This window comes from Ruegeria sp. BF7 (assembly GCF_056538605.1).
Window position 1 is genome coordinate 32930 of the sequence record NZ_JBQFTM010000013.1, and the last position, 23150, is coordinate 56079.

Below are 23150 nucleotides of genomic sequence, written 5' to 3' on the forward strand. Positions count from 1 at the left end.
TGATTCACAGTTTAGAGCGGTGAATTAGGATAGGGACCGAGCTTGGACCATCTGTTTCTGAACGTTCTGAATGTGGTCCTGCCCGTGCTGATTTGTGCCGGGATCGGCTATAGTCTGGCCCTGATCAAGGCGCCCTTCGACAACAAAGTGATTGGCGGGCTTGTCTCGCGCGTGGGGTATCCGACGCTGATCATCTCGCACCTGTCCACCACCAATATAGCCGTGGATACGTTTCTGGATGTGATGGCTGCTGCCGCGCTGGCGATTGCCGGGTTTGGAGTGTTGGGATTTGCCGCTTTGAAGGCGATGCATCTGCCGGTACGGGCGTTTCTGACACCACTGATGCATGGCAACGTCGGCAATATCGGCTTGCCGATTACCCTGTTGGCATTGGGTGATGCGGGGATGGCCTATACGATGGGCTTCGTGGTTGTCGTGCTGATCAGCATCTTCACTATCGGCATGTGGATACCGGCCGGAGAGTTTTCGCCAAAGAAAATCGCGACGTCGCCGATCATCTATGCGGTGGTGGTCTCTCTGATCCTGATGGTGACAGGGTACACCCTGCCTCAGCCGGTGGCCAAGTCCTTTGATATCCTCGGAGGGCTGTCGATCCCGTTGATGCTGCTGACACTGGGCCACACACTGGCGACTTTGCAGATCAAAAGCCTTGGCCGGGCTTTGATACTGACTGTAATGCATCTTGCGATGGCGGTTGTGATCGCCAGCGGTCTGGTCTGGGCGTTCGGCTTTACCGGGGCCGAACGCGGCGCAGTGATCCTGTGTTGCCTGATGCCGTCTTCGGTGGCGACCTATCTGTTCATCGACCAGCACGTGCCTGAATACGGGCCGGATGTGGCCGGTTTTATTCTGGTGTCGACTCTGAGCACGATTGTCGTGCTGCCGGTTGCGTTGTCATTTTGGACCTGACGTGCACCCTATGCGCAGAGGTAAAAATCGCTAAACTGCTGAATAATTGCGTTAAACAACCATAGTTTGAGGGCAATTTGATGCGTGACAAGTCCCCTGAAGACGTGACCCCACAGGCCCGCGCCCGTGTGGTGTTGGCGATGACGGCAATCTGTATGATGGTCGTGGGGTTTAACACCACCGCTGTCGCCACCATATTGCCCAACCTCAAGGCCGAGTTCGATCTGACCCCGTCTGGACTGCAATGGGTAATGGCGATCTATACGGTGGCCAGTGCCACGCTTGTCACCATCGTCAGCCGGTTGGGTGACATCACCGGCAAGATGGGCGTGTTTTTCTTTGGCATGATCGTTTTTGCCATCGGTTCCGCCTCGGTTCTGTTTGCGCAGGATGGGGCGATGCTGCTGTTTGGGCGCGGTGCGCAGGGCGCGGGGGCGGCGGCGCTGTTCGGGACATCGTTGTCACTGCTGACCGCCGCCACACCGGAAGAGCAGCGCGCCAGCGTCACCGGGGCTTGGGGTGCAATCGTTGGTTTGGCGATCGGCGTCGGTCCAATCGTCGGTGGGGCCTTTGGCCACTATGTAAGTTGGCGGGCGGTTTTTGCGACCGATCTGCTGCTGCTGGCCGTGGCCTTTGCTATTGGGCTGCACGTCAGTAAAAGAAAATACGTACCCGACACGCGCCTTGCAGGGGCAAAATTCGACTATCCGGGTGCAGTTGCCATCCTCTTGTTCCTCGGGCCGCTGTCTTTTGCGCTCAGCAACGGGGAAAGCGGCGGATGGGCGACGCCGCTCACACTGGTTCCGCTGGCCATTGCGGCGGTGGCGACCGTTGTGCTGGTGATCGTCTCACGCCGCGCCGAAGACCCGCTGATCGAACTGCGATACTTCCGCCATCCGCGTTACTTCATGGCTGCGGCGGGGATGTTCTTTACCGGCTTCACGCTGTTCTGCTTCTTTGTCTATTTCAACACTTTCGTGCAGTCACCGGATGCCTTCGGGTATTCGTCAATCGGCGCCGGGCTGGCGATCATGCCGCTAAGCCTCAGCATGTTTGTCATCTCGGTCACTGCGCCGCGATTTCTCGCGCCCTACAGCTTTCAATGGCCGGTTGCGATTGGCCTTGGGGCAATGGGGATTGGGTTCCTGCTGCTGATGACGACCACGAACGCCACGCAATATGCCGAGATCTGGTGGAAACTTTTGATTGTAGGTATCGGCATGGGTATCTGCTTTTCGCTGCTGCCCCGCCTCGGTCTGCGCCTGCTGCCGGAAGAGCATGTGGGGCAGGGATCGGGAGTGATTAATGCTTGTCTCTATTTTGGAGCCACCCTGGGCGCGGTGGTCGGAGGCCTTGCAGAATCGGTAACCAAACGCCGTGGCCTGTCAGAGGTGATCGACGCGCTGCCCGCCGGATCAACCCAGCGCGAGGATCTGGCCCGCGCGCTGACCCACGGCACGCCCAGCCAGATTCAGCAGCAGATTGCGGGGATGGATCCAACGACCGGAACGGCCCTAGCCAAGGCTCTGAGGGACTTGCAGGACAACGCATTCAACAGCGCAATGCTGGTTGCCGCGATTGCAGCGCTTGTCGGAATGGCCTTGGCGCTCATGCTGCTGCGTGGGCCAGTGCCGCCGGTGCACAGCGCGGCAGAACTGACGCGCAAACCGCGCTAGGCGTGTCTGCCTACCCCCCCAAATATACACCGCCTTTTGGGCGGTAAAACACCTTCTGGTCGTGCAGCTTGCCCAGAAGATCGTGAATGCGCCGCAGGGTGTCTTCGCGATCCGTCTGGCCGTTTTCTGCCCCATCCAACGCAGCTTGCGACAACGAGGCGACCGAGCCGCGCAACGCCGTTTCGATCAGGTCCATATCCTCGACCGACAGCTCGATCATATCATTGTACTGGGGCATATTCTGGGTCTCCGTGGTGTCTGTATATCCGTTGTGCCAATTGTAGCATTTATTGAACCTGGGCAAAATGGCACCGGTTTTGGGGCGGTGCCAACGAGGCTTGTCCATGTGCGACCGAAGTGGATGGATGACAGATTTGTATTTGTTCGAAATTGTCCGCAGTCTCAAAAGACTAATCATTTTGAAAGAAGAGACGGCTAGGGGAGATTATTCCTTTCAATCGCGAGAGACTTGCAGCCAAGGGTTGACGTGAATGACATGCAATTTAGCATCGCGAGATAGGATTGTTTTGAGAGTTAAAATGCGACACGCTTTGTTTTTGCTATTTTCCTTTTTGAGTATGGGCGTGATGCCCGCCGTGGCACAGCATCACTCGAACCACAGCTATGATGGCCTCAAAATTGGAACAGCCCGTGTGTTCGAGCGATCTCCCGGAGGCAACTTAGAATCTCGCTTTATCGGAAAGCGCAGCGGTCTGTATGTATTTGAGATCCATTCTGGGAGTGGGAGCAGCAAGGCGTACGACCGTACGATTTTCCGCAACTCCAAAGGGCAAACCGTTCGGATGGAAAGGTCCGATGGGGCGACGATAAAATACGAGCCACATAACTGCTGGTTGGTCGTCGGCGAGTGTAAATACGTAGTATTTGATCGGAATGGGATTCCGGGGACGTACCGCGCAATTGGTAAGGCAACGAAAGGTGGGTTTACTCAGAAAACAGATTTCTTGAACGGATCAAAATACGACAGGTTTTCTAATACCCGGATTAAGTTTGATGACGATGGGCGAGAGACTTCGCGCCAAATTCAGCAGAACGGAAAGCGTACTCGAATTAAATTGAAGCAGGTTGTGTTGCCCTGAGAATCTTCTAGCCACTTCGGGATTAAGCAATATCAGCTAGCAAAAAAGGCCGCCCCAAAGGACGGCCTTTCGCATTTCAAACGAGTCAGGCTTAGAAGCCCAGACCTTCGTATTTCTTCTTGAACTTCGACACGCGGCCACCGGCGTCCATCAGGCGCGACGAGCCACCAGTCCACGCGGGGTGCGAGGAGGGGTCGATTTCCAGAGCCAGCTGGTCGCCTTCGGCGCCCCAGGTGGATTTCATCTGAACCACGGTGCCATCGGTCATTTTGACGTTGATGACGTGATAATCGGGATGGATGTCTTTTTTCATCTTTCCGCTCCTTACGCCTCGGCGCCAGCCTTGGGCTTGTAGTTAGTGACTTCTGCGATACGCGCGGACTTACCACGGCGCGAGCGCAGATAGTACAGTTTGGCGCGACGGACGCGGCCACGGCGGACAACGGTGATGCTGTCAATGTTGGTCGAATGCAGCGGGAACACACGCTCCACGCCTTCGCCAAACGAAATCTTGCGAACGGTGAACGAACCGGCGATGCCGCTGCCACCTTTGCGCGCGATGCAGACACCTTCGTAGTTCTGCACACGGGTGCGCGACCCTTCGGTCACTTTAAAGCCGACACGAATGGTGTCACCGGCTTTGAAATCGGGGATGTCTTTCCCTAGGGCGGCAATCTGTTCCGCCTCAAGCTGTGCGATCAGGTCCATCGCAGGTTCTCCTATCTGCTCGTGGTTGGTCCACGAAGTTTGGGCACGGCCTGAGAGCTCTTGGTCTTCATCGGGTCCTGCGCACAGCCCGCCAGAGGTCAGATCGAATGTTCCTTTGGTCTGGTCCGCCCTGACACGCCTTGGCTGAAGAAAGCTAAGCGTTGCGCCATGGTGCAAACCAAAACACCGGAGTCGCGCAGTTGCGGCACCGGATTGCGCTGCTTTACGAGGTTTGCAAACAGGGATCAAGCCAAAATCGCCATATTTTCAAAGCTAGACGGTGGGTTTTCGCCATCCGAAAAATACACCGTTGCCTTGCGAGACCAATCAGGCATTCTGGAGGGAATTATATGAGCAGTTTTTAAAAACAGGAACACATCATGCGCATAGCGTTGATGCTGGCCGTCATGGCCATGGCGACTCTGTCCTGCGGTCGCAGCACTCCTCCGCCCCAACAGGTCGAGGCCAAGGCTTTTCTGGATACCACATCGCCTTCGGTCATATACCCGGCCTTCGGCGATGCCGACCCGCACGATTGGGATGGGCGACATCCCGGCCATTACCCGGTGCATGGGCTGGATGTGTCGCGCTGGCAGGGTGCGATCGACTGGCACCGGGCCAGGGCATCGGGCGTCAGTTTCGTGTTCATCAAAGCGACTGAGGGCGGCGACGTGGCCGACCCCATGTTTGACGACCACCGGCGGGGCGCACAGTCGGCGGGGGTGCCGTGGGGCGCCTACCACTACTACTATTTCTGCCGTCCGGCGCACGAGCAGGCTCGGTGGTTCATCCGGAACGTGCCCAGGGGCGCTGACCTGCCGCATGTGCTGGACATGGAGTGGACTCCACATTCCAGAACCTGCAGGCTGCGCCCCGATGGCGCCACGGTTCGCGCCGAAGCCGAACGTTTCCTCGATATTCTCGAACGCCACTACGGGCGGCGGCCTATCGTCTACACAACGGTGGATTTTTACGACGACACCGATATTGGCCGCTTGCCCGGAACCGAATTCTGGCTGCGGTCCGTTGCCGGGCATCCACACAAAGTCTACCCCAGAGCCTCTTGGCGGTTCTGGCAGTATACCGGAACAGGTTTGGTGCCAGGTGTTCAGGGCAAGGTGGATATCAACACGTTCAACGGCCACCCCGAGACATGGGCGCGTTGGAAGGCGGGTGGTTAGTCGCGGGACTTTCGATAAGCTTCCCACAGATCAGGGCGTCGTTCCTGGGTGATCTTTTCGGACATCTCGTGCCGCCACTCGGCAATGCGCCCATGGTGGCCGGACATCAGGATATCGGGGATCGGCCGACCCTTCCACTCGGCGGGGCGGGTGTATTGCGGATGTTCCAGGAGGCCCGAGGAAAAGCTCTCTTCCTCGGCTGAGGCCTGATTGCCCAGCACGCCGGGGATCAGACGCACCGTCGCGTCGATCAGCGCCTGCGCCGCGATCTCGCCGCCGGTCATGACGAAATCACCCAAGGAGACTTCTTGCACGCCGTAATGTTCCAGCACGCGTTCGTCGACACCTTCGAAACGACCGCACAGCAATGTCATGCCGTCACAGCGCGCCAGGTTCTGCATCATGCGCTGGTCCATCCGGCGACCGCGGGGGCTCAGATAGATCAACGGCCAGTTGCCGCGAATATCCGCCATCGTGTGTTCGATCGCTTCCCCCAGCACATCGGCACGCAGCACCATGCCCGCGCCACCGCCTGCGGGCGTGTCATCCACATTGCGGTGCTTGCCGACACCGAATTGGCGGAGGTCGACGGTTTCCAATTGCCAAAGACCTTCCTGCAGGGCCTTGCCAGTGAGGCTTTCCCCCAGCACCCCGGGAAAGGCCGAGGGGAACAACGTGATGATTTTGGCCTTCCACACGCCATGCAGGTCCGGCGTAGGGGTCAGCAGCTCGCGCGGTTTCAGTGTCGGGCGGATCGCTTTGCGGCCGTGGGATTTACTGGGCTTGTCTGTCATGTCGTGTCGATCAGCGCGCCTTTGGCGCGTTCAATTGTCGCTTTCTTCTGTTCGATCAGAGCAGCCTCGTCCAGACGCGAGCGGTTCAGATCCAGCAGTTCTGCCAGAGCATCTTCCGGCAGGCGACTGTTGACCTTTGTGGGCGGCACCAGCAGCTTGGCCTTGTCGCTGGGCAGGTTCAGATACTCGGCAAACGGAGTGCCGGGGCCATAACGCCGCAGCTGCAGTTCTTCAAGCCATTCGTCAACAACAGTAACCGACGGTAGCCGGGCCCGGATCTGATCTACCGTGTCCTGCAAGGGCGGCAGATGATCCAGATTCGATCGAAAAGTTTCAAAGTCGTGGACCTGGCGAATGCGTTCCAGATCATGTGCCCAAAGGCTGCGCAACCAGCCGCCTCGTTGGCGTAAGGACAGATAGATCGTGATCTCGAGCTCTTGCCCGGAAAAGCGATGGCGGATTTCATCCACCAGACAAGCTGCAAGCTCTGGTGCGGCTGCGTAACCGTTTTCGGTATTGCGGCTGGGGCGTCGACCGGCGAAGTTCTCCTCGCTGAGGATCAGCCCGCGTTTGTCGCCGAAATCCAACGTCTCCAGAAATTCTCGCAATAGGATTCCGTACTCGGACAAGGTGCCGACGGTGCCGTAAATCGAGTGATTGGTTGCCGCCCGCGACAGACCGGACTTGCGGGTGCGATAGGGTAGCACCAGTGCAAAATGCGGCCAGATCAATTCGCGATTGCCATAGAGAAAAGACTGTGCTGCCGTGGTTCCGGTTTTGTGCAGACCCAGATGCAGCAGGACGCGGCGCATTAGATCAGCCCTTCGGGCGGATCGGCGATGATGCGCCCCTTGTCCAGATCGACGGTTGGAACCGCCTCCAGGGTGAAAGGCAGCAGAACGGTGGCCTTCAGGCCTGGCCCGTGCAGTTCCAACAGGTCGGCCGCACCGTGGTTCTGCACCGATTTGACCCGACCCAGCAGCGTGCCGCCGGTATCGTAAACCTCAAGGCCGATCAGATCAGTGTGGTAGAACTCGTCATCCGGAAGAGAAGGCAGTTGATCACGCCGGGCAAACAGACGCAGGCCTTTCAGGGCGTCGGCCTCTTCCTTGGTTTCAACTCCGCCAAGATTTGCTGCAAATCCGTTCTTGATCGTGCGGGTCAGAACCAGCGGAAAGCGCTTCACGCCGGTTTCATCCGTCAGGGGCGAGTAAGCCTCGATATCTTCCGGGATTGCGCAATAGCTTTTCAGGCGCACTTCGCCGCGCACACCATAAGAGCCCGCAATGCTGCCCACGCAGATCAGATCACTCATTTGGCTTGTCCACTGTCACACAAAGCCCATCCAGCCAGTTCCCCCGCGTGGCGCAGGCCTCGCGTTGGTTACTGCGTTCAAAGAACACGCCCACAATAAATGCGATCAACAACAGGATGGGAAGCCGTATCAATCCGAACATCTGCCTATCGCACCTCGATGGGTAGGGTGTCGTAACGGGATTCCCAGCCTACAGTTTCCAGCTCCGGCGTGTCTGACATCTCTTCCGGCCAGCCGACGCAGAAATAGCCGATCAGGCGCCAGCCATCCGGAACGTTCAGGTCACGGGTCATCTTAACGGGGTCCAGAATGGATACCCAGCCCAGGCCCAGCCCTTGGGTGCGCAGGGCCAACCAGAACAGCGTGATAGCGGAAACGACGGAATAGCGCCGCGCCTCTGGCATCGTACCTGCACCAAGACCTTGCCCCTTGCCGGTGGTATCGTCGCAAAACACGGCCAATTGCACAGGGGCTTCCTGCATCCCCGACAGCTTCAGACTGCTGTAGATTTGTGCTTTCTCGCCGGAATACCCGGCCAGGGATTCGGCATTTGCAGCTTGGAAATTCTTCAGCGCCGCTGCCCGCGCGACCGCGCTTTCGACGCGGATAACACGCCAGGGCTCACTTAGCCCCACCGAAGGGGCCAGGCGAAATGCGTCGAGGCAGCGCGTCAGCACTGCCTCGTCCACGGGATCGGTGCGGAACCGGCGCACATCACGCCGGAGCCGCATCAGCAGATCGAACTGCGTGCGAAAATCGTCGCTGAAAGTTTGATCCTGCACGCGCTCGCCCGCTTATTCTTCTGCGGTTGCTTCTTCAGCCGGTGCAGCGGCAGCTTCAGCGGCCTTTGCAGCTTTTTCTTCCGCGCGTTCCTGAGCTTTCTTGCCCGGGGTGCCCTTGTTGGGGTTGTTGCGCTCGGCTTTTTCACGGCTGCCGGCAGCTTCCAGCATACGTGCGATACGGTCGGTGGGCTGGGCGCCCTGGTCCAGCCAGTATTGAACGCGTTCCATGTCCATTTTCACGCGCTCTTCGCTGTCTTTCGGCAGCAGCGGGTTGTAGGTGCCCAGTTTCTCGATGAAACGGCCGTCGCGGGGCATGCGGCTGTCAGCAGCCACGATGCGGTAGAAGGGACGTTTTTTCGAGCCGCCGCGGGCGAGACGAATTTTCATTGCCATGGTGGTATCTCCTTTGGATGGCGTTTACCGGGAATTGCCCGGTTAGTTCTGGTGTTTCTTATGGTGTCGGATGACTTCCTGAATGATGAAATTCAGGAAAGCCTTGGCAAAGTCAGGGTCCAGATTGGCCTGTTTCGCCAGGTCTTCTAACCGGGCGATCTGCGCAGCCTCGCGCGAGGGATCGGACGGGGGAAGGTCGTGTTCGGCCTTGAGCTTGCCAACGGCCTGCGTGTGCTTGAACCGCTCGCCCAACGTGTAGACAAGGATCGCGTCCAGTCGATCGATGCTTTCGCGGTGCTCCTTCAACAGCGCGGCGGCCCGCGTCACGGGGTTGGTCATTGGCCGGTCCTCTCAGCGGTCAAAGCGGTATGGGTCATGCGTAAGCCTCCATGCCGCCATTCACCAGATCGGCGGGGGCGGGGTGACGCCAGATTTCAGTGGTGCCGAATTTGGGGTGTTCATAGTGATAATCGAGCTTGGCGCCCAACCGCTCGGCAACGGCTTTGCTTGCGTGGTTTTTCGGGTCGATCAGCGAGATTGCGGTTTCCCAACCCAGCACGTCATAGGCGCGCGCGCGTGCAGCTAACGCGGCCTCGGTCGCGTAACCTTTGCCAGTGGCAAAATTCATCAGCGTCCAGCCAACCTCGGGCTCGGGCCAGCCGTCGGGGAACCACAGTCCGACACGGCCGACATAAATGCCGGTATCTTTTTCCTCGACACCCCAAAAGCCAAAACCCCGAATGGCCCAATGGCCAAGCAGCATTGCGATGGATCGCCATGTTTCATCCCGACGCAGCGGGCCGCCAACATATTTAGCGGCGTCCGAGGCGAAAAACTCTGCCTCAGCGTCAAGATCAGCCACAGACGGTGCACGCATGATCAGACGCTCGGTCTCAAGCCGGGGGATATGAGGTTCAAGGGGTGACATGATTACTTCTTCTTACCAAAGCCGCTGAGCCCCGGGGGTAGTCCCATACCGCCACCCATACCGGGCAGGCCACCGGGCATCTTGCCACCCATGGCCTTGGCTGCCTGTTCCAGCGCCTTGGGGTCCATGCCCGCAGCCATTTCTTCAGGGCTGGGGCCGCCTTTGCCGAACATGCCCTTCATGGCCTGTTTCAGCATTTTGCCTTTACCCATCTTACCCATCTTCTTCATCATGTCCGACATCTGCCGGTGCATCTTGAGCAGCTTGTTGAGGTCGCTGACCTCCATTCCAGAACCGGCTGCGATGCGTTTCTTACGGCTCGCCTGCAGCAGTTGCGGGTTGGCGCGTTCGCGTTTGGTCATGGACTGGATCATGGCGATCTGCTGGCGCAAGATCTTGTCGTCCAGACCCGCCTGATCCATCTGCTTGGCCATCTTGTTCATGCCCGGCATCATGCCCATCATGCCCTGCATGCCGCCCATCTGGATCATCTGTTCCAGCTGCATCTTGAGGTCGTTCATGTTGAACTGACCTTTGACCATGCGCTTCATCATGCGCTCGGTCTGTTCCATCTCCATCGTTTCCTGGGCTTTTTCGACCAGGGCAACGATGTCACCCATGCCCAGAATACGACCGGCGATCCGGTCCGGCTCGAAGGTTTCAAGCGCGTCCATCTTCTCGCCCAGACCGACAAAGCGGATCGGTTTGCCGGTGACTGCGCGCATCGACAGGGCCGCACCGCCGCGCCCGTCACCGTCCATCCGGGTCAAAACCACACCCGAGATGCCAACTTTGGCGTCGAACTCTTCGGCAACCTCCACGGCGACCTGACCAGTCAGGCCGTCGACGACCAGCAGCGTCTCGCGCGGATCAACCGCGTTACGGACCTGCTCGACTTCGTCCATCAGAACTTCGTCAATATGCAGACGGCCCGCGGTGTCGAGCATGTAGACGTCGTAGCCGCCCAGCGTCGCCTGTTGTTTGGCACGCTTAGCGATGTCGACCGGCTTCTGGCCGGGAACGATCGGCAGAGTATCAACGCCGACCTGCGTGCCCAGTACCGCCAACTGATCCATCGCCGCTGGGCGATAGACGTCGAGCGAGGCCATCAGGACCTTCTTACCTTCTTTCTCTTTCAGGCGCTTTGCCAGCTTACCGGTTGTGGTCGTCTTACCCGAGCCCTGCAGACCGACCATCAGGATCGGGGCAGGTGGATTGTCGATCTTCAGCTTGCCGGGGTCTTCTTCGCCACGCAGGGTATCAACCAGCGCGTCGTGCACGATCTTGACGACCTGCTGACCGGGAGTGATCGACTTGGTAACGGCCTGACCGGTCGCCTGTTCCTGAACCTTCTTGACGAATTCACGGGCAACCGGCAGCGAAACGTCGGCCTCAAGTAGTGCAACGCGAACTTCGCGCAGGGCGGTTTTGACGTCTTCCTCGGACAGGGCGCCCTGCTTAGTCAGCCAGTCAAAGACGCCGGAAAGGCGTTCGGATAGATTTTCAAACATGCCTTCGGCCTCCTATGCCGGTTTTCTTATGGCGTGCCCTAGATAGGATGCGCCGGTTAAATGCACAAACGCCCCCACGGGCGAAACTCGCTGGTGGGGGGCGATCCCTGAACGACTCAAGGGACCGGAAGATCATACGCTTCCGGATGTTTAGAGGGGATTTAGGCGGATTGGCTGTCGGAGTCAACCTCGCGCGCCGGAAGCCATGCATTGACCGCATCGACCATCCGCTGCGTGCCGCGCCCGCTGACATAGGCTTCGACAATCGGGTGGCGTCCGGCGCTCATGCCCTTTTCCAGGATCAAAACGGGACGATGCATCTTGGACGTGGTCCTGTCGCGAGTCGAGGTGGTGGTTTCCACCTCGGCATGGGACAGGTTCGACAGCTCATGTTCTACAGTGTCATATCCAAAGATTGATTGGCGACGGATCAAAACGCTATTGCTGTTGCGGTTCATTATGACCTGAACGCGGCGCACAAAGACGCAGAACGCACCAAAGCCCAACCCACCACCAAACAGAGCAAAGACAATGCCGAAAAACACGCCCTCACCCCCTTCGTTGGCCATGAAGAAGCCTGCGCCGACAAAGCATAGGATAAAGGTGACCAACATGATGCCGATCAGCCAGGGAGTATTAGACAAGATCAATTGGTTTGGGGTGTTGCGCGTCACTTTCATGACGGCACGCTAACACTGAATTCTGGCGCTGTCGTGGCTTGAATTCATCCTCGTGTTGCGCGATGAGCGCGCTAAACAGGAGGTTCCCATGGACGCATCATCTGCTTTTCAGGATACTTTGCCGCTCAGCTCTGACGCGCTGTTGGCGCGATTAGATGAATGGGGATTGGCTTATCTGCTGCATACTCATGTCCCGTTGCGCACAGTCGAAGACTCCAAGGCAGTAGAAGATCAGTTCATGGCGCCGGGCGAAAACGCTCTGCGGTTGAAGAACCTGTACCTGCGGGACAAGAAAAAGCGGAACTATCTCGTGACGCTGGAGCAAAGCCGCGAGATTGACCTCAAGTCGCTGGGGGCGGAACTGGGCGTGGGCAACCTGTCCTTCGGTTCGGCGGACCGATTGCTGCAGAACCTCGGTATCCGGCCCGGTGCGGTCAGTCCGCTGGCGATGATCAACGGGGTGAAGAACGATGTGCGGTTCTTCATGGACAGCGCGGCGCGGCAGGTGGATGTCATCTACATGCATCCGCTGGTCAATGACCGCACCGTTGCGATGGCACGGGCCGATCTGATCGCGTTTTTTGACCGGGTTGGCTGTGAGGTGACTTGGCTGTCCTGATCAGTCCTGCAGCGCTTCTTTAAGTGCGGCGGTAACGTGCGCGGCAGAAGGATTGATGAACAGATGCCCGTCTGCCATAAACACCGGGTCGTCCAGACGGTCGGGGAAGGCCAAAGGAAGCTCGGTGCAAGCCAGTAGGATAGCGGTTCCCGGCGCAGCGTGGTCGTTGCAGAAAGCCAGCAACCGAGCGCGGGCGGTCTCAGAGGCACCGCCATAAAATTCACTGTCGATCATGGCTTGCATCTCGGCAATTTCAGGTTCGGGCAGGCGTTCATTGGCGGTGATACCCTCTTTGGCGAGGCGGTCAGCGTAGTCAGTCGCCTGCATGGTCACAGCCGTTCCCAGAACCAACGCCTTGGAGGCACCGGATGAGGCAGTGGCCTCGGCCGTTGCATCGAATATGCTGAGAATTGGCATCGAAACGCCTTGCCGGATCGCGTGAAAACGTGTGTGGGGTGTGTTTGACGCAATGATTCCAAAGTCGCAGCCTGCACGTTCCAGCGTCAAAAGGGCCTCGCGGAAGACTGCGTCGAAACCAGCCCAACTGTTTTCGTCTCCGGCCACCCCGCGCAGAGCCCGGGTTTTGGCCTGTGTGACAGATTCAATTGTCATGGGTGGAATGGGAAGTGGGGAGCCGTGACCCCGTTCGGCGAAATGCTTGCCTGCACCTTCGGCAATTGCCCGGTAATAGTCTACGGTCGAAGCCCAGCCCACACCGCCCAGAATACCGATTTTCTTCATGTTAAGCGCCCAGCCTGACAAATCCCCTTCGGGCGCAGACTGGACGTTTGAGAGTGTAAAAGCCAGAGGGTTTATGCCGCCAACTCGGTCACGGCTTTATGGGCGTTGGCCAGTGTGGTCTCGGCGTCGAGGGCCATCTGGTCGGCGGCAACAACATCAACATCATGAATGCCGATAAAGCCCAGCACGTGTTTGGCGTAGTTGGTGGCAAAATCTATCTCGGACCCGACGGCGGTACCACCCGAGGCAATGGCCAAAACCGCGCGTTTGCCTTCCAGCAGGCCTTTAGGGCCGTTTTCCGTGTAGGAAAAGGTCAACCCAACGCGCGCAACCAGATCGATCCAGGCTTTGAACGCAGCCGGTACAGAGAAATTGTAGATCGGCAGGCCGACGACAATTGTATCGGCCTCTCGCAATTCGTTCACCAGCGTGTCCGACAGCACCAGTTGGTCGCGCTGGGTCTCATCCCGTTGATCTGCCGGTGTGAAGTTGGCGATGATCCAGTCTTCGGTCAGCAAGGGCAGGGGGCTTGCCAGATCACGGCGGATGATGCGGGCGGCGCCCAGATGTTTGACGATGCGGTCGGACAGATCTCGGGTTGCAGACCCCGCGCGGCGGGCCGAGGCGTCGATATGCAGGATGGTATTGGGCATTTCACTTGGTCCTTGTGGATAGGGATTTCGCGTCTGACCCCAATATGGATATTGCGTACATGAACAAAACTCGGATACATCAACAGTTGATGTTGGAAATTGCACAGTGGTGGTGATGCCGTGGACAATTGGGACGAAGTAAGAACCGCCTATCAGGTAGCCCGCATGGGTACCGTCAGCGGCGCGGCCGAGGTGCTGGGCGTGCACCATGCGACGGTGATCCGACATATTGATGCGATTGAGGCGCGGTTGGGCACCAAGCTGTTCCAGCGTCACGCGCGTGGCTACACCCCGACCGAGGCCGGAGAAGACCTGTTGCGCGTGGCACAGGCGACCGAAGACCAATTCAACCAATTGGTCGGGCGGATGAAGGGGCGTGGCGATGACGTCTCGGGTGAATTGGTCGTGACATCTCTGTCGTCATTGGCACCCCTCGTAGTGCCGGTGCTCAGCGAGTTCCAACGCCTGCATCCGGGTCTGATCGTGCGCTACCTGACCGGAGATCGCCTGTTCCGTCTGGAATACGGTGAAGCTCATGTGGCTATTCGCGCGGGTTCGGCCCCGGATCAACCGGACAATGTGGTGCAACCGTTCATCACGCAAGAGATCGGCCTGTTCGCCAGCAAGGATTATGTGGATCGCCATGGGACGCCCTCGAGCGTCGAGGATTTCAGCAACTATCAATTCGTCAGTACCGACGACGAAAACAGCCGCGCGCCGTTTTCCCGGTGGTTGCGCGCGACAGTACCTGCAGAGAACATCACCTTTCGCTGTACCAACAACTTCTGCATCCGCGAGGCGGTTTTGTCCGGTGCCGGGATCGGCTTCATGGCTCGCTGGGAAGCGGCCCGTGACCCCAATCTGATCGAAGTGGTCGACCCGCTTTCGGAATGGTTCGGGAACCTGTGGCTGGTCACTCATGTGGACCTGCACCGCACAACCAAGGTTCAGAGTTTTCTGACATATTTGAAAGAGCAATCCAAAGGCTGGCTGGCGTGAGCCCTCAGGCGCAGGCCCATCTGGCCATGCTTGTGTTTTCAACCTTGGTGGCGGGTAGCTTTTCACTGGGCGCGCTGATCGCCAATCAGATCGCACCCGAGGCGATCACGGCGGCGCGGTTTCTGATCGCCTCCGTCGTGATTGGTGTTGCGGCAATGATGACCACCGGCTTGCCGCGTAGTGCAACACAGTCTCCGTGGCGCTATCTGGTGCTGGGCGGGTTGTTTGCCACTTACTTTGTCCTGATGTTCTACGGTCTAAAGACAGCGCCCCCGGTCAGTGCCGCAGCCGTGTTCACGCTGACCCCGGTGATGTCGGCCATGGCAGGGTGGGTGTTTTTGCGGCAGGTCACGACGCCCCGGATGGCCTTGGCCCTTACGGTGGGCGCGATGGGTGCGCTTTGGGTTATTTTCCGGGCGGATTGGCAGGCTTTCACCGCATTCCAGATCGGAGGCGGCGAGATTATCTATTTCTGGGGCTGCGCGGCGCATGCGGTTTACACGCCGATGGTGCGCAAGTTGAACCAGGGCGAACCGGCGGTGGTGTTCACCTTTGGCACTCTCGTGGCGGGCTGCGTTTTGCTGACGCTCTATGGCTGGTCTGACATTCGGGCGACCGATTGGACCAACCTGCCGCTGATCGTCTGGCTTGGTCTGCTTTATGTCTCGATATTTGCCACCGCGGCCAGCTTTGTCCTGGTCCAGTTCGCTACATTGCGGCTGCCCTCGGCCAAAGTGATGGCTTATACCTATCTGACGCCCAGCTGGGTGATCCTGTGGGAAATCGCTCTGGGTCAGCAGCCGCCTCCGCTGCTGGTTGTTGTTGGGGCAATCCTGACCATCGTCGCGCTTGTGCTGCTGCTGAAAACCGAAGAACAGCGCCGCATAACGAACCCGGTGTCCGAATGAAGCTTGCTTTCCCGCAAAATAATGCCGGCGTCGGACAAAGGTGGTACGCAGGCACAAGATGACGAAATCAGCATTCTTCTTGATCGCGGTGGCAGGATTGGCTGCCTGTACTCCGCCCGAACCCGGCAACACGGATTCAGAGGCCGATCTGCGCGGCAGTTGCGAGGCGCTTGTCTCGGCTGAAACCGGGGTGAGACCCGAAGGCGTTTCTGCGATTTCAACCCAGAACGATCCTACAGGCTCCGTAACGACGGTGTCCGTGGTCGGCGCCCAGGCACCGTGGCTCTGTCGGGCGGACCCGTTCGGAGTTATTACCGGCGTGGAATACATTCAGGAAGGGTAGGCCGAATCAGGTGCTCCGCCCTGCCGTTGAGGCAGATCAAGGCCGATACATGCGAATATCCTTATGCTTTGGGCTGAGGAGGAATTCGCCATGTACACTCACATCATGTTCCCTGTTGACCTGCATCTTCCGCCAGAGGTCCGCAAAGCTGCCGATGTTGCAGCTGAGGTTGCCAAATGGCAGGGCGCCAAGATTACAGTTGTCAGCGTAACGGGAACTCAGCCTGGTGATCCGGTTCAGACGGACGCAAAGATCAACGAAGACCTGCGCGCTTTCGCTGACCAGCTTGCCAAGAACAGTGGAACGGAAGTCGCATGTCGAAATATCCATTCCGTCGATGTCGCGGCTGAGGTCGATGGTGATTTGGCTCGGGCTGCCGAGGAAATCGGTGCCGACCTGATTGTCGCGGGCACCCACGCGCCGCGGATCACGGACTATATCTTTTCAAGTCATGCCGGATATCTGGCCAATCACGCCAAGGTTTCAGTCTTTGTGGTGCGTTAGGTTCGGCTAGGGCTCTTCGACTGCGGGCAGCTCGGTTTCCAGAAACCGCTCGAATGCATCCAGATTGACCGGTTCGAACTGCCCGAACCCTTGCATCCAGACAGACGCCACACGCAGGGCGTCGGGTTCCAGCTTGCACCATTTCACCCGTCCGCGCTTTTCCTGACTGATCAGCCCTGCCTTGGTCAGGATGACCAGATGTTTTGAGATCGCCGCAAGCGACATCTCGAACGGTTCGGCCACATCGGTGACGGCCATGTCATCCTCAAGCAGCATCGCCAGAATGGCGCGGCGCGTGGGGTCGGCAAGGGCCGCGAATACGGTGTCGAGATCTTTGGACATGCCTCCGCTGAACCACAGTGCCCGGGTTTGGTCAACCATTTGGTTGAATATGCGGATTCAATGCATTTGAACGGGACAGAAAGGGTCAGGCGGTTTTGACTTGCGCAGCGCCAGATGAAAAATCAATTTAAAACAATATGCTAAGCTGCGGCAATTGGGGCGCTCAACGTCGTTGACTCTGCGCCCTTCGCCCCTTAGCACCGTGCCCAAGACTGAGCGAGGAAAACGCCCGTGACCGATGACGACCAAAAGCAGCGTATGGCGCAGCTGGAGGCCAAGATCGAGGCGGCGAAAAAGGCGAAAGAGCCCAAACCTCGCGCGGACGCTGACGTCTCGGGCGGCGAGCTTGCCTGGCGGATGGTCATCGAAATGGTATCCGGTCTGGGGATCGGATTTGGCATCGGATACGGGCTGGACAGCCTGCTCGGGACAATCCCGATCTTTCTGGTGCTGTTCACATTGCTGGGCCTTGTCGCGGGCGTGAAGGTTATGCTCCGCAGCGCGAAAGAGGTCCAAGAGAAACAAACGGCTGCAAACGCGGCCGAGAAGGACGAGAGGGACTGAACGTGGCAAGCGAGACCACCGCAGCAGAAGGCAGCAGCCTGGTATTCCACCCGATGGACCAGTTCATCGTTAAGCCGCTGTTTGGCGACGGAGCGGTCGGCATGTTCACGGTCACCAACGTGACCCTGTGGCTGTTCTTAGCAGTATTGGCTGTCGCTGCTCTGCTGGTTCTGCCCACGTCCAAGCGCGCGATTGTGCCTAGCCGGATGCAGTCGATCGCGGAACTGACATACGGCTTCATCTACAAGATGCTGGAAGACATCTGCGGCAAGGAAGGCGTCAAGTTCTTCCCCTATGTCATGACCCTGTTCATGTTCATCGTCAGCGCGAACTTCCTGGGCCTGATCCCGACCTCATTCACCACCACGTCGCACTTCGCGGTCACCATTCCGCTGGCGCTGGCTGTGTTCCTGACCGTGACCATTCTGGGTTTCGTCAAGAACGGTGCTGCATTCCTGGGCCTGTTCTGGGTCTCCAGCGCGCCGCTGGCGCTGCGCCCGATCCTGGCGATCATTGAGCTGATCTCGTACTTCGTACGTCCGGTCAGCCACTCCATTCGTCTTGCTGGTAACGTCATGGCTGGCCACGCGGTTATCAAGGTTTTCGCAGGCTTCGCCGCGGTCGCCGTGATCTCGCCCGTGTCCGTTCTGGCAATCACCGCAATGTATGGCCTCGAGGTCCTGGTGGCCTTTATCCAGGCCTACGTATTCACCATTCTGACCTGTGTTTATCTGAAAGATGCGCTGCATCCTTCGCACTAAGGTCCGATACCCCAACATCGAAACTTCCAATTCGTAAGGAGATACATCATGGAAGGCGATCTCGCACACATCGGCGCAGGCCTGGCAGCAATCGGTTCCGGCGCAGCCGCAATCGGGGTGGGCAACGTTGCAGGCAACTTCCTGGCCGGCGCTCTGCGCAACCCTTCGGCGGCTGCTTCGCAGACCGCGACCCTGTTCATCGGTATCGCATTCGCAGAAGCCCTGGGGATCTTCGCATTCCTGGTCTCGCTGCTGCTGATGTTCGCCGTCTAATCTGCGGAACCTGATCCTTACGCGCAGGTGGGTCCAAGCCATAGCGGCCCACCTGTTGTAAAGACAACGTTCCGACGGAGGACATCATGGCGACTGAACCCATTAGCGAAGAAGTAGTAGGCGCGTGCGTCGACACGCATGGCTCTGCCATCGGGATGCCGCAGCTCTGCTTCGATTGGTTCCCCAACCAGATTTTCTGGCTGGTCATCACGCTGGTCGTCATCTTTCTGGTCCTGTCTCGCGTGGCCTTGCCCCGCATCGCGGCAATCCTGGCTGAACGTCAGGGGACCATTACAAATGACCTGGCTGCGGCCGAAGATCTGAAGGCCAAGGCGGTCGAGGCCGAAGAGGCCTATAACAAGGCGCTGGCCGATGCCCGTTCTGAGGCACAGCGTATCGCAGCGGAAGCCCGCGCTGAAATCCAGGCTGGTCTGGATGACGCGATTGCCAAGGCGGACGCGGAAATCGCTGCAAAGGCGGCTGAATCGGAAAAGGCAATTGCCGAAATCCGTGCCGGTGCGCTGGAAAGCATTCAAGTGGTTGCCAAGGACACGGCGGCTGAACTGGTCACCGCACTGGGCGGCGAGGCGGATGCCAAAGCCATCAACAGTGCCGTAGACGCGCAGACGAAAGGATAAGTGACATGCGGAACACTCTTGCCCTTATCCTGACCGTCGGCGCAGCCAGCCCGGCATTTGCCGCAAGCGGCCCGTTCTTCTCGCTTGGCAACACTGACTTTGTGGTCCTTCTGGGCTTCATCGTTTTCATCGCGGTCCTGTTCTACTTCAAGGTACCGGGCCTGATCGGTGGTGCGCTGGACAACCGTGCCGCGGGCATCAAGTCCGAACTGGAGGAAGCTCGCGCCTTGCACGAAGAAGCGCGCAGCCTGCTGGCCTCGTACGAGCGCAAGCAGCGCGAAGTGCAGACGCAGGCGGATGCCATCGTGGCGGCTGCGAAAGACGACGCCGCTCTGGCTGCGGAACAGGCCAAGGCCGATCTGGAAAGATCCATAGCACGTCGTCTGGCAGCTGCGCAGGACCAGATCGCATCGGCGGAAGCGTCGGCTGTGAAGGAAGTCCGCGATCAGGCCATCACCGTCGCTGTTTCTGCAGCAAACGCGGTTCTGGCCAAGCAGATGACGGCGACACAGGCGAACAAGCTGATCGACGCGGCGATTGCCGATGTAGGTGAAAAGCTGCACTAAGCTTTGCCCAGTATGAACTTTGAGCGACCCGGTAGTTTTCTGCCGGGTTTGCCATTTTTGGAACAGCCTTCTGGTCCGGAGCGACACTCGGGTTGCGCCGCCATAGCAAAGCTGGCCTTAGTCTGCGCGCGCCGACCTGTCGCTGCCAGAGAAAAACACGACTACAGCCAGCACGGTTATCCCGATCTCAACCAAAAACGTCCAGTGGTTGAGAAATGAGAGAATCCAATGCGAGTGCGTGGCCTCAACAGTTACGATTGGGTGGGAAAAGTCCGAAAGCGGCCATAGCCAGGTGATTTCACCGACGATGGAATCCAGCGCCATATGGACCAGCCCACCGGCCCCAAAATAGGCCACGACACGCCCGCCTGGGGCCGGCGCAATCCGGTGACAAACCCCAACAATACGATACCCGCCCACAAAACCGGGCGATGCGTGAGGTATGCGTGGTGGTGATGTGCCTGGTCGTCGACCAGATAGAACCATAGCATGTCCAGATCCGGTGCGATCGCGCCGAGCATCGCAGCGGTGAAGACCGTTTTCCCGACATTTGGCGTGGTCGCCCGAAAGACCAGATAGGCCCCTGGTAAATGCCCGATGAACATCAGGTCTGACCTGTCTCGTGTTGCAGCCGTTGCTGCGCGATGGCTTCGTTGCGCTGGGCTTTCTGGTGGTCGTCCATGCATCTCTGGACAAAGCTGAGATGCCTATGAACCGCATCGCGTGCGCCCTGAGGGTCTCGGGCTTGCAGGGCGGTGTTGATGGCTCGGTGCTGGTCCAGAATAGCCCCGCGCGTGGTTTGCTGCTGGAACATGATCTGGCGGTTGTAGAACACGCCCTGTTGCAGCAACTCGTACATCGAACGCATCATGTGCAGCATCACCACGTTATGGCTCGCTTCGATGATGGCCATGTGGAACTGGGCGTCCAACTGCGCCTCATCTTCGGAGGCGTTGCGCTCATGGGCGGCTTGCATCTTGTCAAAGATCGCCTGCACGACTTTCAGATCGCTGTCCGATCCCAGTCGCGCGGCGCGTTCGGCGGCGAGGCCCTCAAGATCCTTGCGGAACGAGAGGTAATCGAACACCGCCTCTTCATGGCTGCCGAACAACCGGACCAGCGCCGGGGAAAAGGCCGAGCCCAGAACCTCGGCCACGTAGATGCCAGAGCCTGCCTTGGCGGTCAGCAGACCCTGATCCTGCAGGTCCGAGATTGCCTCGCGCAGCGAAGGCCGGGAAACGCCCAACCGGTCCGCCAGTTCACGTTCTGCCGGAAGCCGTTCACCCGGGCGCAGGATACCTCGCAGGATCAGCATCTCGATCTGTTTGACCACCGCGATGGACAGTTTTGCGGGCTGGATTTTCTGAAAAGGCATGGGCGTTCCGAAATTGGTCAAATCATATGACCACGTATTCCGAGTGGGTTCAAGAACGCCCGTTTATTACAATAGGTCAGAACTATTGACATTAAGAGCGCGACGCCTAATCTGCCTGTCGTCAAAGCGGAGGAGATTGATGTCGACGAAAGACCTGTTTGCCACGCGGGCGTCGCGGATGAAGGCGTCCGAAATTCGCGAGTTGCTCAAGCTGCTGGACCAGCCGGGGATCATTTCCTTTGCCGGTGGTATTCCCGATCCAGCGCTGTTCCCTGCGGATGGCTTTGCCTTGGCATTCCAGAACGCGTTGGGATCCGAGAGCCAGGCGCAGGCGTTGCAATACTCCATCAGTGAAGGGTATGTGCCGCTGCGCGAATGGCTGGTCGATCACATGCGTCAGATCGGTATCGATTGCGGACTGGACAACATCCTGATCACCTCGGGCTCGCAGCAGGCGCTGGACTATCTGGGCAAGCTCTACCTGTCGCCGGGTGATACCGCACTGGTCGGATGGCCCACCTATCTGGGGGCATTGGCGGCGTTCAACGCCTACGAGCCGCGTTTTGATCGGCTCAGCATCAACGGCAATCGCGGCGCCGCAGAATACAGGGCAGCAGCGGGTGAGGGAGTGGTGAAGTTCGCTTATCTCTCGCCGGACTTCGCCAACCCGACCGGAGAGACCGTGGATCTTCGTGGACGCGAAACCTTGCTGGACCTGGCCGAAGACCTGAACTGTGCCGTCATCGAAGACGGCGCTTATCAGGCGCTGCGCTATGACGGAGAGGCGATCCCGCCGGTTCTGGCGATGGAACTGGCGCGCAAGGGCTCTATTGAAAACTGTCGGACGGTCTATTGCGGTAGTTTCTCGAAGACCTTGTCTCCGGGATTGCGGGTCGGGTGGGTCGTGGCGGCCAAGCAAGTGATCTCGCAACTTGTGCTGATGAAACAGGCCGCCGATCTGCATTCAGCGACGATCAATCAGATGGCCATCAACGACGTGGCACGGGCCTGCTTTGACACCCATATCCCGATGCTGCGCCGCGTTTACGGTGCGCGTCGTGACGCAATGTTGGCTGCGTTGCGGGAACACATGCCGGACGGGGTTGAGTGGACCAAACCCGAAGGCGGTATGTTCATCTGGGTGACGCTCCCTAAGGGCACGGTTGGATCCGAACTGCTGGCGCGGGCGCTGGAAACGGTCAAAGTGGCATTTGTCCCCGGTCAAGCTTTTTTTCCGGACGGGTCCGGTGCCAACACGATCCGGCTGAGTTTTTCGAACTCGGATGAGGAAACAGTCCGCGAGGGTGTTCGCCGCTTGGGCGAAGTGCTGCGCGCATGAACCGGGAAAGGTTCTGTTAACTGTATTGCGGCATAGCTGGTGGTATGATCCGGTATCTTCCCCTCCTCGTGCTGGCCGCTTGTTCGGCCGGCACGCCTTACTTTCGCGACGTGCCTGCCACCCGGATCGCGGTGAATGGCAGTATCTTCGATGTGCGTGTGCGCGGAGAGCTGGCCGAGGCAGTTCGGGTCAACACCCAATACGCGCCGCGTCTTGGGCCGATCCGTGACCGGGCCGGGTTGGCCATGGCGCAGGTCTCGGGCTGTCCGATTCTGGATGTATTGGGTGATGCGGCGGTGACCGTTGGCGTGCTGGGATGCGACCGTGAGGCAGGGGAACGGTTGCTGCTGACGGCTGTGTCGACCCCCAATTACGAATGCATCGATTACGGTATCTATGAAAACATCGGCAGCGGGAGCGGCTATCAGGTTTTTGAGTGCACGCCCTACTGAGATACGCTTATTTCTGCGTATTTTGGCAAGATATTGTGGATAAGTCGACCTGATATCCCACATCCTGCGCATCTC

Annotated in this window: 34 protein-coding genes; 16 read left to right on the plus strand and 18 right to left on the minus strand. The window is 58.6% G+C overall.

Features of this window, described 5'->3' with window-relative positions:
- Positions 1–42: 42 nt before the first annotated feature.
- On the plus strand, positions 43–930 hold the full coding sequence (locus tag ACR0IK_RS19470; RefSeq protein ID WP_480642835.1) for an AEC family transporter: 888 nt from the start codon (positions 43–45) through the stop codon (positions 928–930).
- A gap of 80 nt (positions 931–1010) precedes the next feature.
- Positions 1011–2606, plus strand: a complete 1596-nt coding sequence (locus ACR0IK_RS19475; RefSeq protein WP_480642836.1) for an MFS transporter — start codon at positions 1011–1013, stop codon at positions 2604–2606.
- Positions 2607–2616: 10 nt separating this feature from the next.
- Here the strand turns inward: ACR0IK_RS19475 and ACR0IK_RS19480 are convergent, their stop codons facing one another.
- Positions 2617–2844: a hypothetical protein gene (locus ACR0IK_RS19480; protein WP_480594509.1), complete on the minus strand. Its 228-nt coding sequence runs from the start codon at positions 2842–2844 to the stop codon at positions 2617–2619.
- A gap of 301 nt (positions 2845–3145) precedes the next feature.
- Between ACR0IK_RS19480 and ACR0IK_RS19485 the strand changes: the two genes are divergently transcribed.
- Positions 3146–3706: a hypothetical protein gene (locus ACR0IK_RS19485; RefSeq protein ID WP_480642837.1), complete on the plus strand. Its 561-nt coding sequence runs from the start codon at positions 3146–3148 to the stop codon at positions 3704–3706.
- 91 nt (positions 3707–3797) lie between these two features.
- Here the strand turns inward: ACR0IK_RS19485 and rpmE are convergent, their stop codons facing one another.
- A complete protein-coding gene (rpmE, locus tag ACR0IK_RS19490) occupies positions 3798–4019 on the minus strand; it encodes a 50S ribosomal protein L31 (protein WP_170428949.1) in 222 nt (73 codons plus the stop codon).
- 11 nt (positions 4020–4030) lie between these two features.
- Positions 4031–4414 (minus strand): 50S ribosomal protein L19, encoded by a 384-nt coding sequence (rplS, locus tag ACR0IK_RS19495; protein ID WP_170328369.1) that lies wholly within the window; start codon positions 4412–4414, stop codon positions 4031–4033.
- A 380-nt stretch (positions 4415–4794) separates the two neighbouring features.
- Here rplS and ACR0IK_RS19500 point away from each other — a divergent pair, with 380 nt between their 5' ends.
- Complete coding sequence (locus ACR0IK_RS19500) at positions 4795–5595, plus strand: glycoside hydrolase family 25 protein (protein ID WP_480642840.1); 801 nt, start codon at positions 4795–4797, stop codon at positions 5593–5595.
- On the opposite strand, the gene trmD is transcribed toward ACR0IK_RS19500, so the two are convergent.
- The 10 genes from trmD to ACR0IK_RS19550 form a co-directional block, all read right to left on the minus strand.
- Positions 5592–6389, minus strand: a complete 798-nt coding sequence (gene trmD, locus ACR0IK_RS19505; RefSeq protein WP_480642841.1) for a tRNA (guanosine(37)-N1)-methyltransferase TrmD — start codon at positions 6387–6389, stop codon at positions 5592–5594. The two genes, ACR0IK_RS19500 and trmD, sit on opposite strands and share 4 nt — an antisense overlap.
- Positions 6386–7201: a hypothetical protein gene (locus ACR0IK_RS19510; protein ID WP_480642842.1), complete on the minus strand. Its 816-nt coding sequence runs from the start codon at positions 7199–7201 to the stop codon at positions 6386–6388. The genes trmD and ACR0IK_RS19510 overlap by 4 nt, the downstream gene beginning before the upstream one ends.
- On the minus strand, positions 7201–7704 hold the full coding sequence (gene rimM, locus ACR0IK_RS19515) for a ribosome maturation factor RimM (RefSeq protein WP_480642844.1): 504 nt from the start codon (positions 7702–7704) through the stop codon (positions 7201–7203). Before rimM ends, ACR0IK_RS19510 begins: the two co-directional genes overlap by 1 nt.
- Positions 7697–7846: a hypothetical protein gene (locus ACR0IK_RS19520; RefSeq protein ID WP_480642845.1), complete on the minus strand. Its 150-nt coding sequence runs from the start codon at positions 7844–7846 to the stop codon at positions 7697–7699. Before ACR0IK_RS19520 ends, rimM begins: the two co-directional genes overlap by 8 nt.
- Positions 7847–7850: 4 nt before the next feature.
- Positions 7851–8486, minus strand: a complete 636-nt coding sequence (gene bluB, locus ACR0IK_RS19525) for a 5,6-dimethylbenzimidazole synthase (protein ID WP_480642847.1) — start codon at positions 8484–8486, stop codon at positions 7851–7853.
- A gap of 12 nt (positions 8487–8498) precedes the next feature.
- Positions 8499–8879, minus strand: a complete 381-nt coding sequence (rpsP, locus tag ACR0IK_RS19530) for a 30S ribosomal protein S16 (RefSeq protein ID WP_480594516.1) — start codon at positions 8877–8879, stop codon at positions 8499–8501.
- 42 nt (positions 8880–8921) lie between these two features.
- Complete coding sequence (locus ACR0IK_RS19535) at positions 8922–9218, minus strand: chorismate mutase (RefSeq protein WP_480594517.1); 297 nt, start codon at positions 9216–9218, stop codon at positions 8922–8924.
- Between the two features lie 34 nt (positions 9219–9252).
- Positions 9253–9807, minus strand: coding sequence for a GNAT family N-acetyltransferase (locus ACR0IK_RS19540; RefSeq protein WP_480642849.1), 555 nt, complete (start codon positions 9805–9807; stop codon positions 9253–9255).
- Between the two features lie 2 nt (positions 9808–9809).
- Complete coding sequence (ffh, locus tag ACR0IK_RS19545; RefSeq protein WP_480642850.1) at positions 9810–11318, minus strand: signal recognition particle protein; 1509 nt, start codon at positions 11316–11318, stop codon at positions 9810–9812.
- Between the two features lie 161 nt (positions 11319–11479).
- Positions 11480–11998 (minus strand): hypothetical protein, encoded by a 519-nt coding sequence (locus tag ACR0IK_RS19550; protein ID WP_480642851.1) that lies wholly within the window; start codon positions 11996–11998, stop codon positions 11480–11482.
- Between the two features lie 88 nt (positions 11999–12086).
- Here ACR0IK_RS19550 and ACR0IK_RS19555 point away from each other — a divergent pair, with 88 nt between their 5' ends.
- Entirely contained in the window at positions 12087–12617 is a 531-nt protein-coding gene (locus tag ACR0IK_RS19555) for a prolyl-tRNA synthetase associated domain-containing protein (RefSeq protein ID WP_480642852.1), read from the plus strand.
- Here ACR0IK_RS19555 and ACR0IK_RS19560 read toward each other — a convergent pair whose 3' ends face one another.
- Together ACR0IK_RS19560 and ACR0IK_RS19565 are read right to left on the minus strand one after the other, a co-directional pair.
- Positions 12618–13358, minus strand: a complete 741-nt coding sequence (locus ACR0IK_RS19560; protein WP_480642854.1) for an aspartate/glutamate racemase family protein — start codon at positions 13356–13358, stop codon at positions 12618–12620.
- Positions 13359–13429: 71 nt separating this feature from the next.
- On the minus strand, positions 13430–14011 hold the full coding sequence (locus tag ACR0IK_RS19565) for an FMN-dependent NADH-azoreductase (RefSeq protein WP_480642855.1): 582 nt from the start codon (positions 14009–14011) through the stop codon (positions 13430–13432).
- Positions 14012–14131: 120 nt separating this feature from the next.
- Between ACR0IK_RS19565 and ACR0IK_RS19570 the strand changes: the two genes are divergently transcribed.
- The 4 genes from ACR0IK_RS19570 (at position 14132) to ACR0IK_RS19585 (ending at position 16765) form a co-directional block, all read left to right on the plus strand.
- Positions 14132–15010: a LysR family transcriptional regulator gene (locus tag ACR0IK_RS19570; RefSeq protein ID WP_480642856.1), complete on the plus strand. Its 879-nt coding sequence runs from the start codon at positions 14132–14134 to the stop codon at positions 15008–15010.
- 26 nt (positions 15011–15036) lie between these two features.
- Positions 15037–15918 (plus strand): DMT family transporter, encoded by an 882-nt coding sequence (locus ACR0IK_RS19575; protein ID WP_480642914.1) that lies wholly within the window; start codon positions 15037–15039, stop codon positions 15916–15918.
- A gap of 58 nt (positions 15919–15976) precedes the next feature.
- Positions 15977–16261 carry a hypothetical protein gene (locus ACR0IK_RS19580; RefSeq protein ID WP_480642857.1) on the plus strand — a complete coding sequence of 95 codons (285 nt, stop codon included), beginning with the start codon at positions 15977–15979 and terminating at the stop codon, positions 16259–16261.
- A gap of 90 nt (positions 16262–16351) precedes the next feature.
- Complete coding sequence (locus tag ACR0IK_RS19585; protein ID WP_480594527.1) at positions 16352–16765, plus strand: universal stress protein; 414 nt, start codon at positions 16352–16354, stop codon at positions 16763–16765.
- Positions 16766–16771: 6 nt separating this feature from the next.
- On the opposite strand, the gene ACR0IK_RS19590 is transcribed toward ACR0IK_RS19585, so the two are convergent.
- Positions 16772–17107 (minus strand): ArsR/SmtB family transcription factor, encoded by a 336-nt coding sequence (locus ACR0IK_RS19590; protein ID WP_480642859.1) that lies wholly within the window; start codon positions 17105–17107, stop codon positions 16772–16774.
- 231 nt (positions 17108–17338) lie between these two features.
- Here ACR0IK_RS19590 and ACR0IK_RS19595 point away from each other — a divergent pair, with 231 nt between their 5' ends.
- The 5 genes from ACR0IK_RS19595 to ACR0IK_RS19615 all read left to right on the plus strand — a co-directional run bounded on the left by ACR0IK_RS19595 (position 17339) and on the right by ACR0IK_RS19615 (position 19909).
- Positions 17339–17671, plus strand: a complete 333-nt coding sequence (locus ACR0IK_RS19595) for an AtpZ/AtpI family protein (RefSeq protein WP_480594529.1) — start codon at positions 17339–17341, stop codon at positions 17669–17671.
- Between the two features lie 2 nt (positions 17672–17673).
- Complete coding sequence (locus ACR0IK_RS19600) at positions 17674–18432, plus strand: F0F1 ATP synthase subunit A (RefSeq protein WP_480642861.1); 759 nt, start codon at positions 17674–17676, stop codon at positions 18430–18432.
- 48 nt (positions 18433–18480) lie between these two features.
- Entirely contained in the window at positions 18481–18705 is a 225-nt protein-coding gene (locus ACR0IK_RS19605) for a F0F1 ATP synthase subunit C (protein WP_005981269.1), read from the plus strand.
- An 86-nt stretch (positions 18706–18791) separates the two neighbouring features.
- A complete protein-coding gene (locus tag ACR0IK_RS19610; RefSeq protein WP_480642862.1) occupies positions 18792–19343 on the plus strand; it encodes a F0F1 ATP synthase subunit B' in 552 nt (183 codons plus the stop codon).
- Positions 19344–19348: 5 nt separating this feature from the next.
- On the plus strand, positions 19349–19909 hold the full coding sequence (locus ACR0IK_RS19615) for a F0F1 ATP synthase subunit B (protein ID WP_480642863.1): 561 nt from the start codon (positions 19349–19351) through the stop codon (positions 19907–19909).
- Positions 19910–20160: 251 nt separating this feature from the next.
- Here the strand turns inward: ACR0IK_RS19615 and ACR0IK_RS19620 are convergent, their stop codons facing one another.
- Both ACR0IK_RS19620 and ACR0IK_RS19625 read right to left on the minus strand, forming a co-directional pair.
- Positions 20161–20514 carry a hypothetical protein gene (locus ACR0IK_RS19620; protein ID WP_480642864.1) on the minus strand — a complete coding sequence of 118 codons (354 nt, stop codon included), beginning with the start codon at positions 20512–20514 and terminating at the stop codon, positions 20161–20163.
- On the minus strand, positions 20514–21284 hold the full coding sequence (locus ACR0IK_RS19625) for an FCD domain-containing protein (protein WP_480642865.1): 771 nt from the start codon (positions 21282–21284) through the stop codon (positions 20514–20516). The genes ACR0IK_RS19620 and ACR0IK_RS19625 overlap by 1 nt, the downstream gene beginning before the upstream one ends.
- 139 nt (positions 21285–21423) lie before the next feature.
- Between ACR0IK_RS19625 and ACR0IK_RS19630 the strand changes: the two genes are divergently transcribed.
- Together ACR0IK_RS19630 and ACR0IK_RS19635 are read left to right on the plus strand one after the other, a co-directional pair.
- Positions 21424–22623, plus strand: a complete 1200-nt coding sequence (locus ACR0IK_RS19630) for an aminotransferase-like domain-containing protein (RefSeq protein WP_480642867.1) — start codon at positions 21424–21426, stop codon at positions 22621–22623.
- A 44-nt stretch (positions 22624–22667) separates the two neighbouring features.
- Entirely contained in the window at positions 22668–23075 is a 408-nt protein-coding gene (locus tag ACR0IK_RS19635) for a hypothetical protein (protein WP_480642868.1), read from the plus strand.
- Positions 23076–23150 lie beyond the last annotated feature (75 nt).

Coding starts and splice junctions, on each gene's coding strand:
- ACR0IK_RS19475 (WP_480642836.1), top strand. CDS start 1,011: ATGCGTGACAAGTCCCCTGAAGACGTGACCCCACAGGCCCGCGCCCGT.
- ACR0IK_RS19480 (WP_480594509.1), bottom strand. CDS start 2,844: ATGCCCCAGTACAATGATATGATCGAGCTGTCGGTCGAGGATATGGAC.
- ACR0IK_RS19485 (WP_480642837.1), top strand. CDS start 3,146: ATGCGACACGCTTTGTTTTTGCTATTTTCCTTTTTGAGTATGGGCGTG.
- rpmE (WP_170428949.1), bottom strand. CDS start 4,019: ATGAAAAAAGACATCCATCCCGATTATCACGTCATCAACGTCAAAATG.
- rplS (WP_170328369.1), bottom strand. CDS start 4,414: ATGGACCTGATCGCACAGCTTGAGGCGGAACAGATTGCCGCCCTAGGG.
- ACR0IK_RS19500 (WP_480642840.1), top strand. CDS start 4,795: ATGCGCATAGCGTTGATGCTGGCCGTCATGGCCATGGCGACTCTGTCC.
- trmD (WP_480642841.1), bottom strand. CDS start 6,389: ATGACAGACAAGCCCAGTAAATCCCACGGCCGCAAAGCGATCCGCCCG.
- ACR0IK_RS19510 (WP_480642842.1), bottom strand. CDS start 7,201: ATGCGCCGCGTCCTGCTGCATCTGGGTCTGCACAAAACCGGAACCACG.
- rimM (WP_480642844.1), bottom strand. CDS start 7,704: ATGAGTGATCTGATCTGCGTGGGCAGCATTGCGGGCTCTTATGGTGTG.
- ACR0IK_RS19520 (WP_480642845.1), bottom strand. CDS start 7,846: ATGTTCGGATTGATACGGCTTCCCATCCTGTTGTTGATCGCATTTATT.
- rpsP (WP_480594516.1), bottom strand. CDS start 8,879: ATGGCAATGAAAATTCGTCTCGCCCGCGGCGGCTCGAAAAAACGTCCC.
- ACR0IK_RS19535 (WP_480594517.1), bottom strand. CDS start 9,218: ATGACCAACCCCGTGACGCGGGCCGCCGCGCTGTTGAAGGAGCACCGC.
- ACR0IK_RS19540 (WP_480642849.1), bottom strand. CDS start 9,807: ATGTCACCCCTTGAACCTCATATCCCCCGGCTTGAGACCGAGCGTCTG.
- ffh (WP_480642850.1), bottom strand. CDS start 11,318: ATGTTTGAAAATCTATCCGAACGCCTTTCCGGCGTCTTTGACTGGCTG.
- ACR0IK_RS19550 (WP_480642851.1), bottom strand. CDS start 11,998: ATGAAAGTGACGCGCAACACCCCAAACCAATTGATCTTGTCTAATACT.
- ACR0IK_RS19555 (WP_480642852.1), top strand. CDS start 12,087: ATGGACGCATCATCTGCTTTTCAGGATACTTTGCCGCTCAGCTCTGAC.
- ACR0IK_RS19560 (WP_480642854.1), bottom strand. CDS start 13,358: ATGAAGAAAATCGGTATTCTGGGCGGTGTGGGCTGGGCTTCGACCGTA.
- ACR0IK_RS19565 (WP_480642855.1), bottom strand. CDS start 14,011: ATGCCCAATACCATCCTGCATATCGACGCCTCGGCCCGCCGCGCGGGG.
- ACR0IK_RS19575 (WP_480642914.1), top strand. CDS start 15,037: ATGCTTGTGTTTTCAACCTTGGTGGCGGGTAGCTTTTCACTGGGCGCG.
- ACR0IK_RS19580 (WP_480642857.1), top strand. CDS start 15,977: ATGACGAAATCAGCATTCTTCTTGATCGCGGTGGCAGGATTGGCTGCC.
- ACR0IK_RS19585 (WP_480594527.1), top strand. CDS start 16,352: ATGTACACTCACATCATGTTCCCTGTTGACCTGCATCTTCCGCCAGAG.
- ACR0IK_RS19590 (WP_480642859.1), bottom strand. CDS start 17,107: ATGTCCAAAGATCTCGACACCGTATTCGCGGCCCTTGCCGACCCCACG.
- ACR0IK_RS19605 (WP_005981269.1), top strand. CDS start 18,481: ATGGAAGGCGATCTCGCACACATCGGCGCAGGCCTGGCAGCAATCGGT.
- ACR0IK_RS19610 (WP_480642862.1), top strand. CDS start 18,792: ATGGCGACTGAACCCATTAGCGAAGAAGTAGTAGGCGCGTGCGTCGAC.
- ACR0IK_RS19615 (WP_480642863.1), top strand. CDS start 19,349: ATGCGGAACACTCTTGCCCTTATCCTGACCGTCGGCGCAGCCAGCCCG.
- ACR0IK_RS19620 (WP_480642864.1), bottom strand. CDS start 20,514: ATGTTCATCGGGCATTTACCAGGGGCCTATCTGGTCTTTCGGGCGACC.
- ACR0IK_RS19625 (WP_480642865.1), bottom strand. CDS start 21,284: ATGCCTTTTCAGAAAATCCAGCCCGCAAAACTGTCCATCGCGGTGGTC.
- ACR0IK_RS19630 (WP_480642867.1), top strand. CDS start 21,424: ATGTCGACGAAAGACCTGTTTGCCACGCGGGCGTCGCGGATGAAGGCG.
- ACR0IK_RS19635 (WP_480642868.1), top strand. CDS start 22,668: ATGATCCGGTATCTTCCCCTCCTCGTGCTGGCCGCTTGTTCGGCCGGC.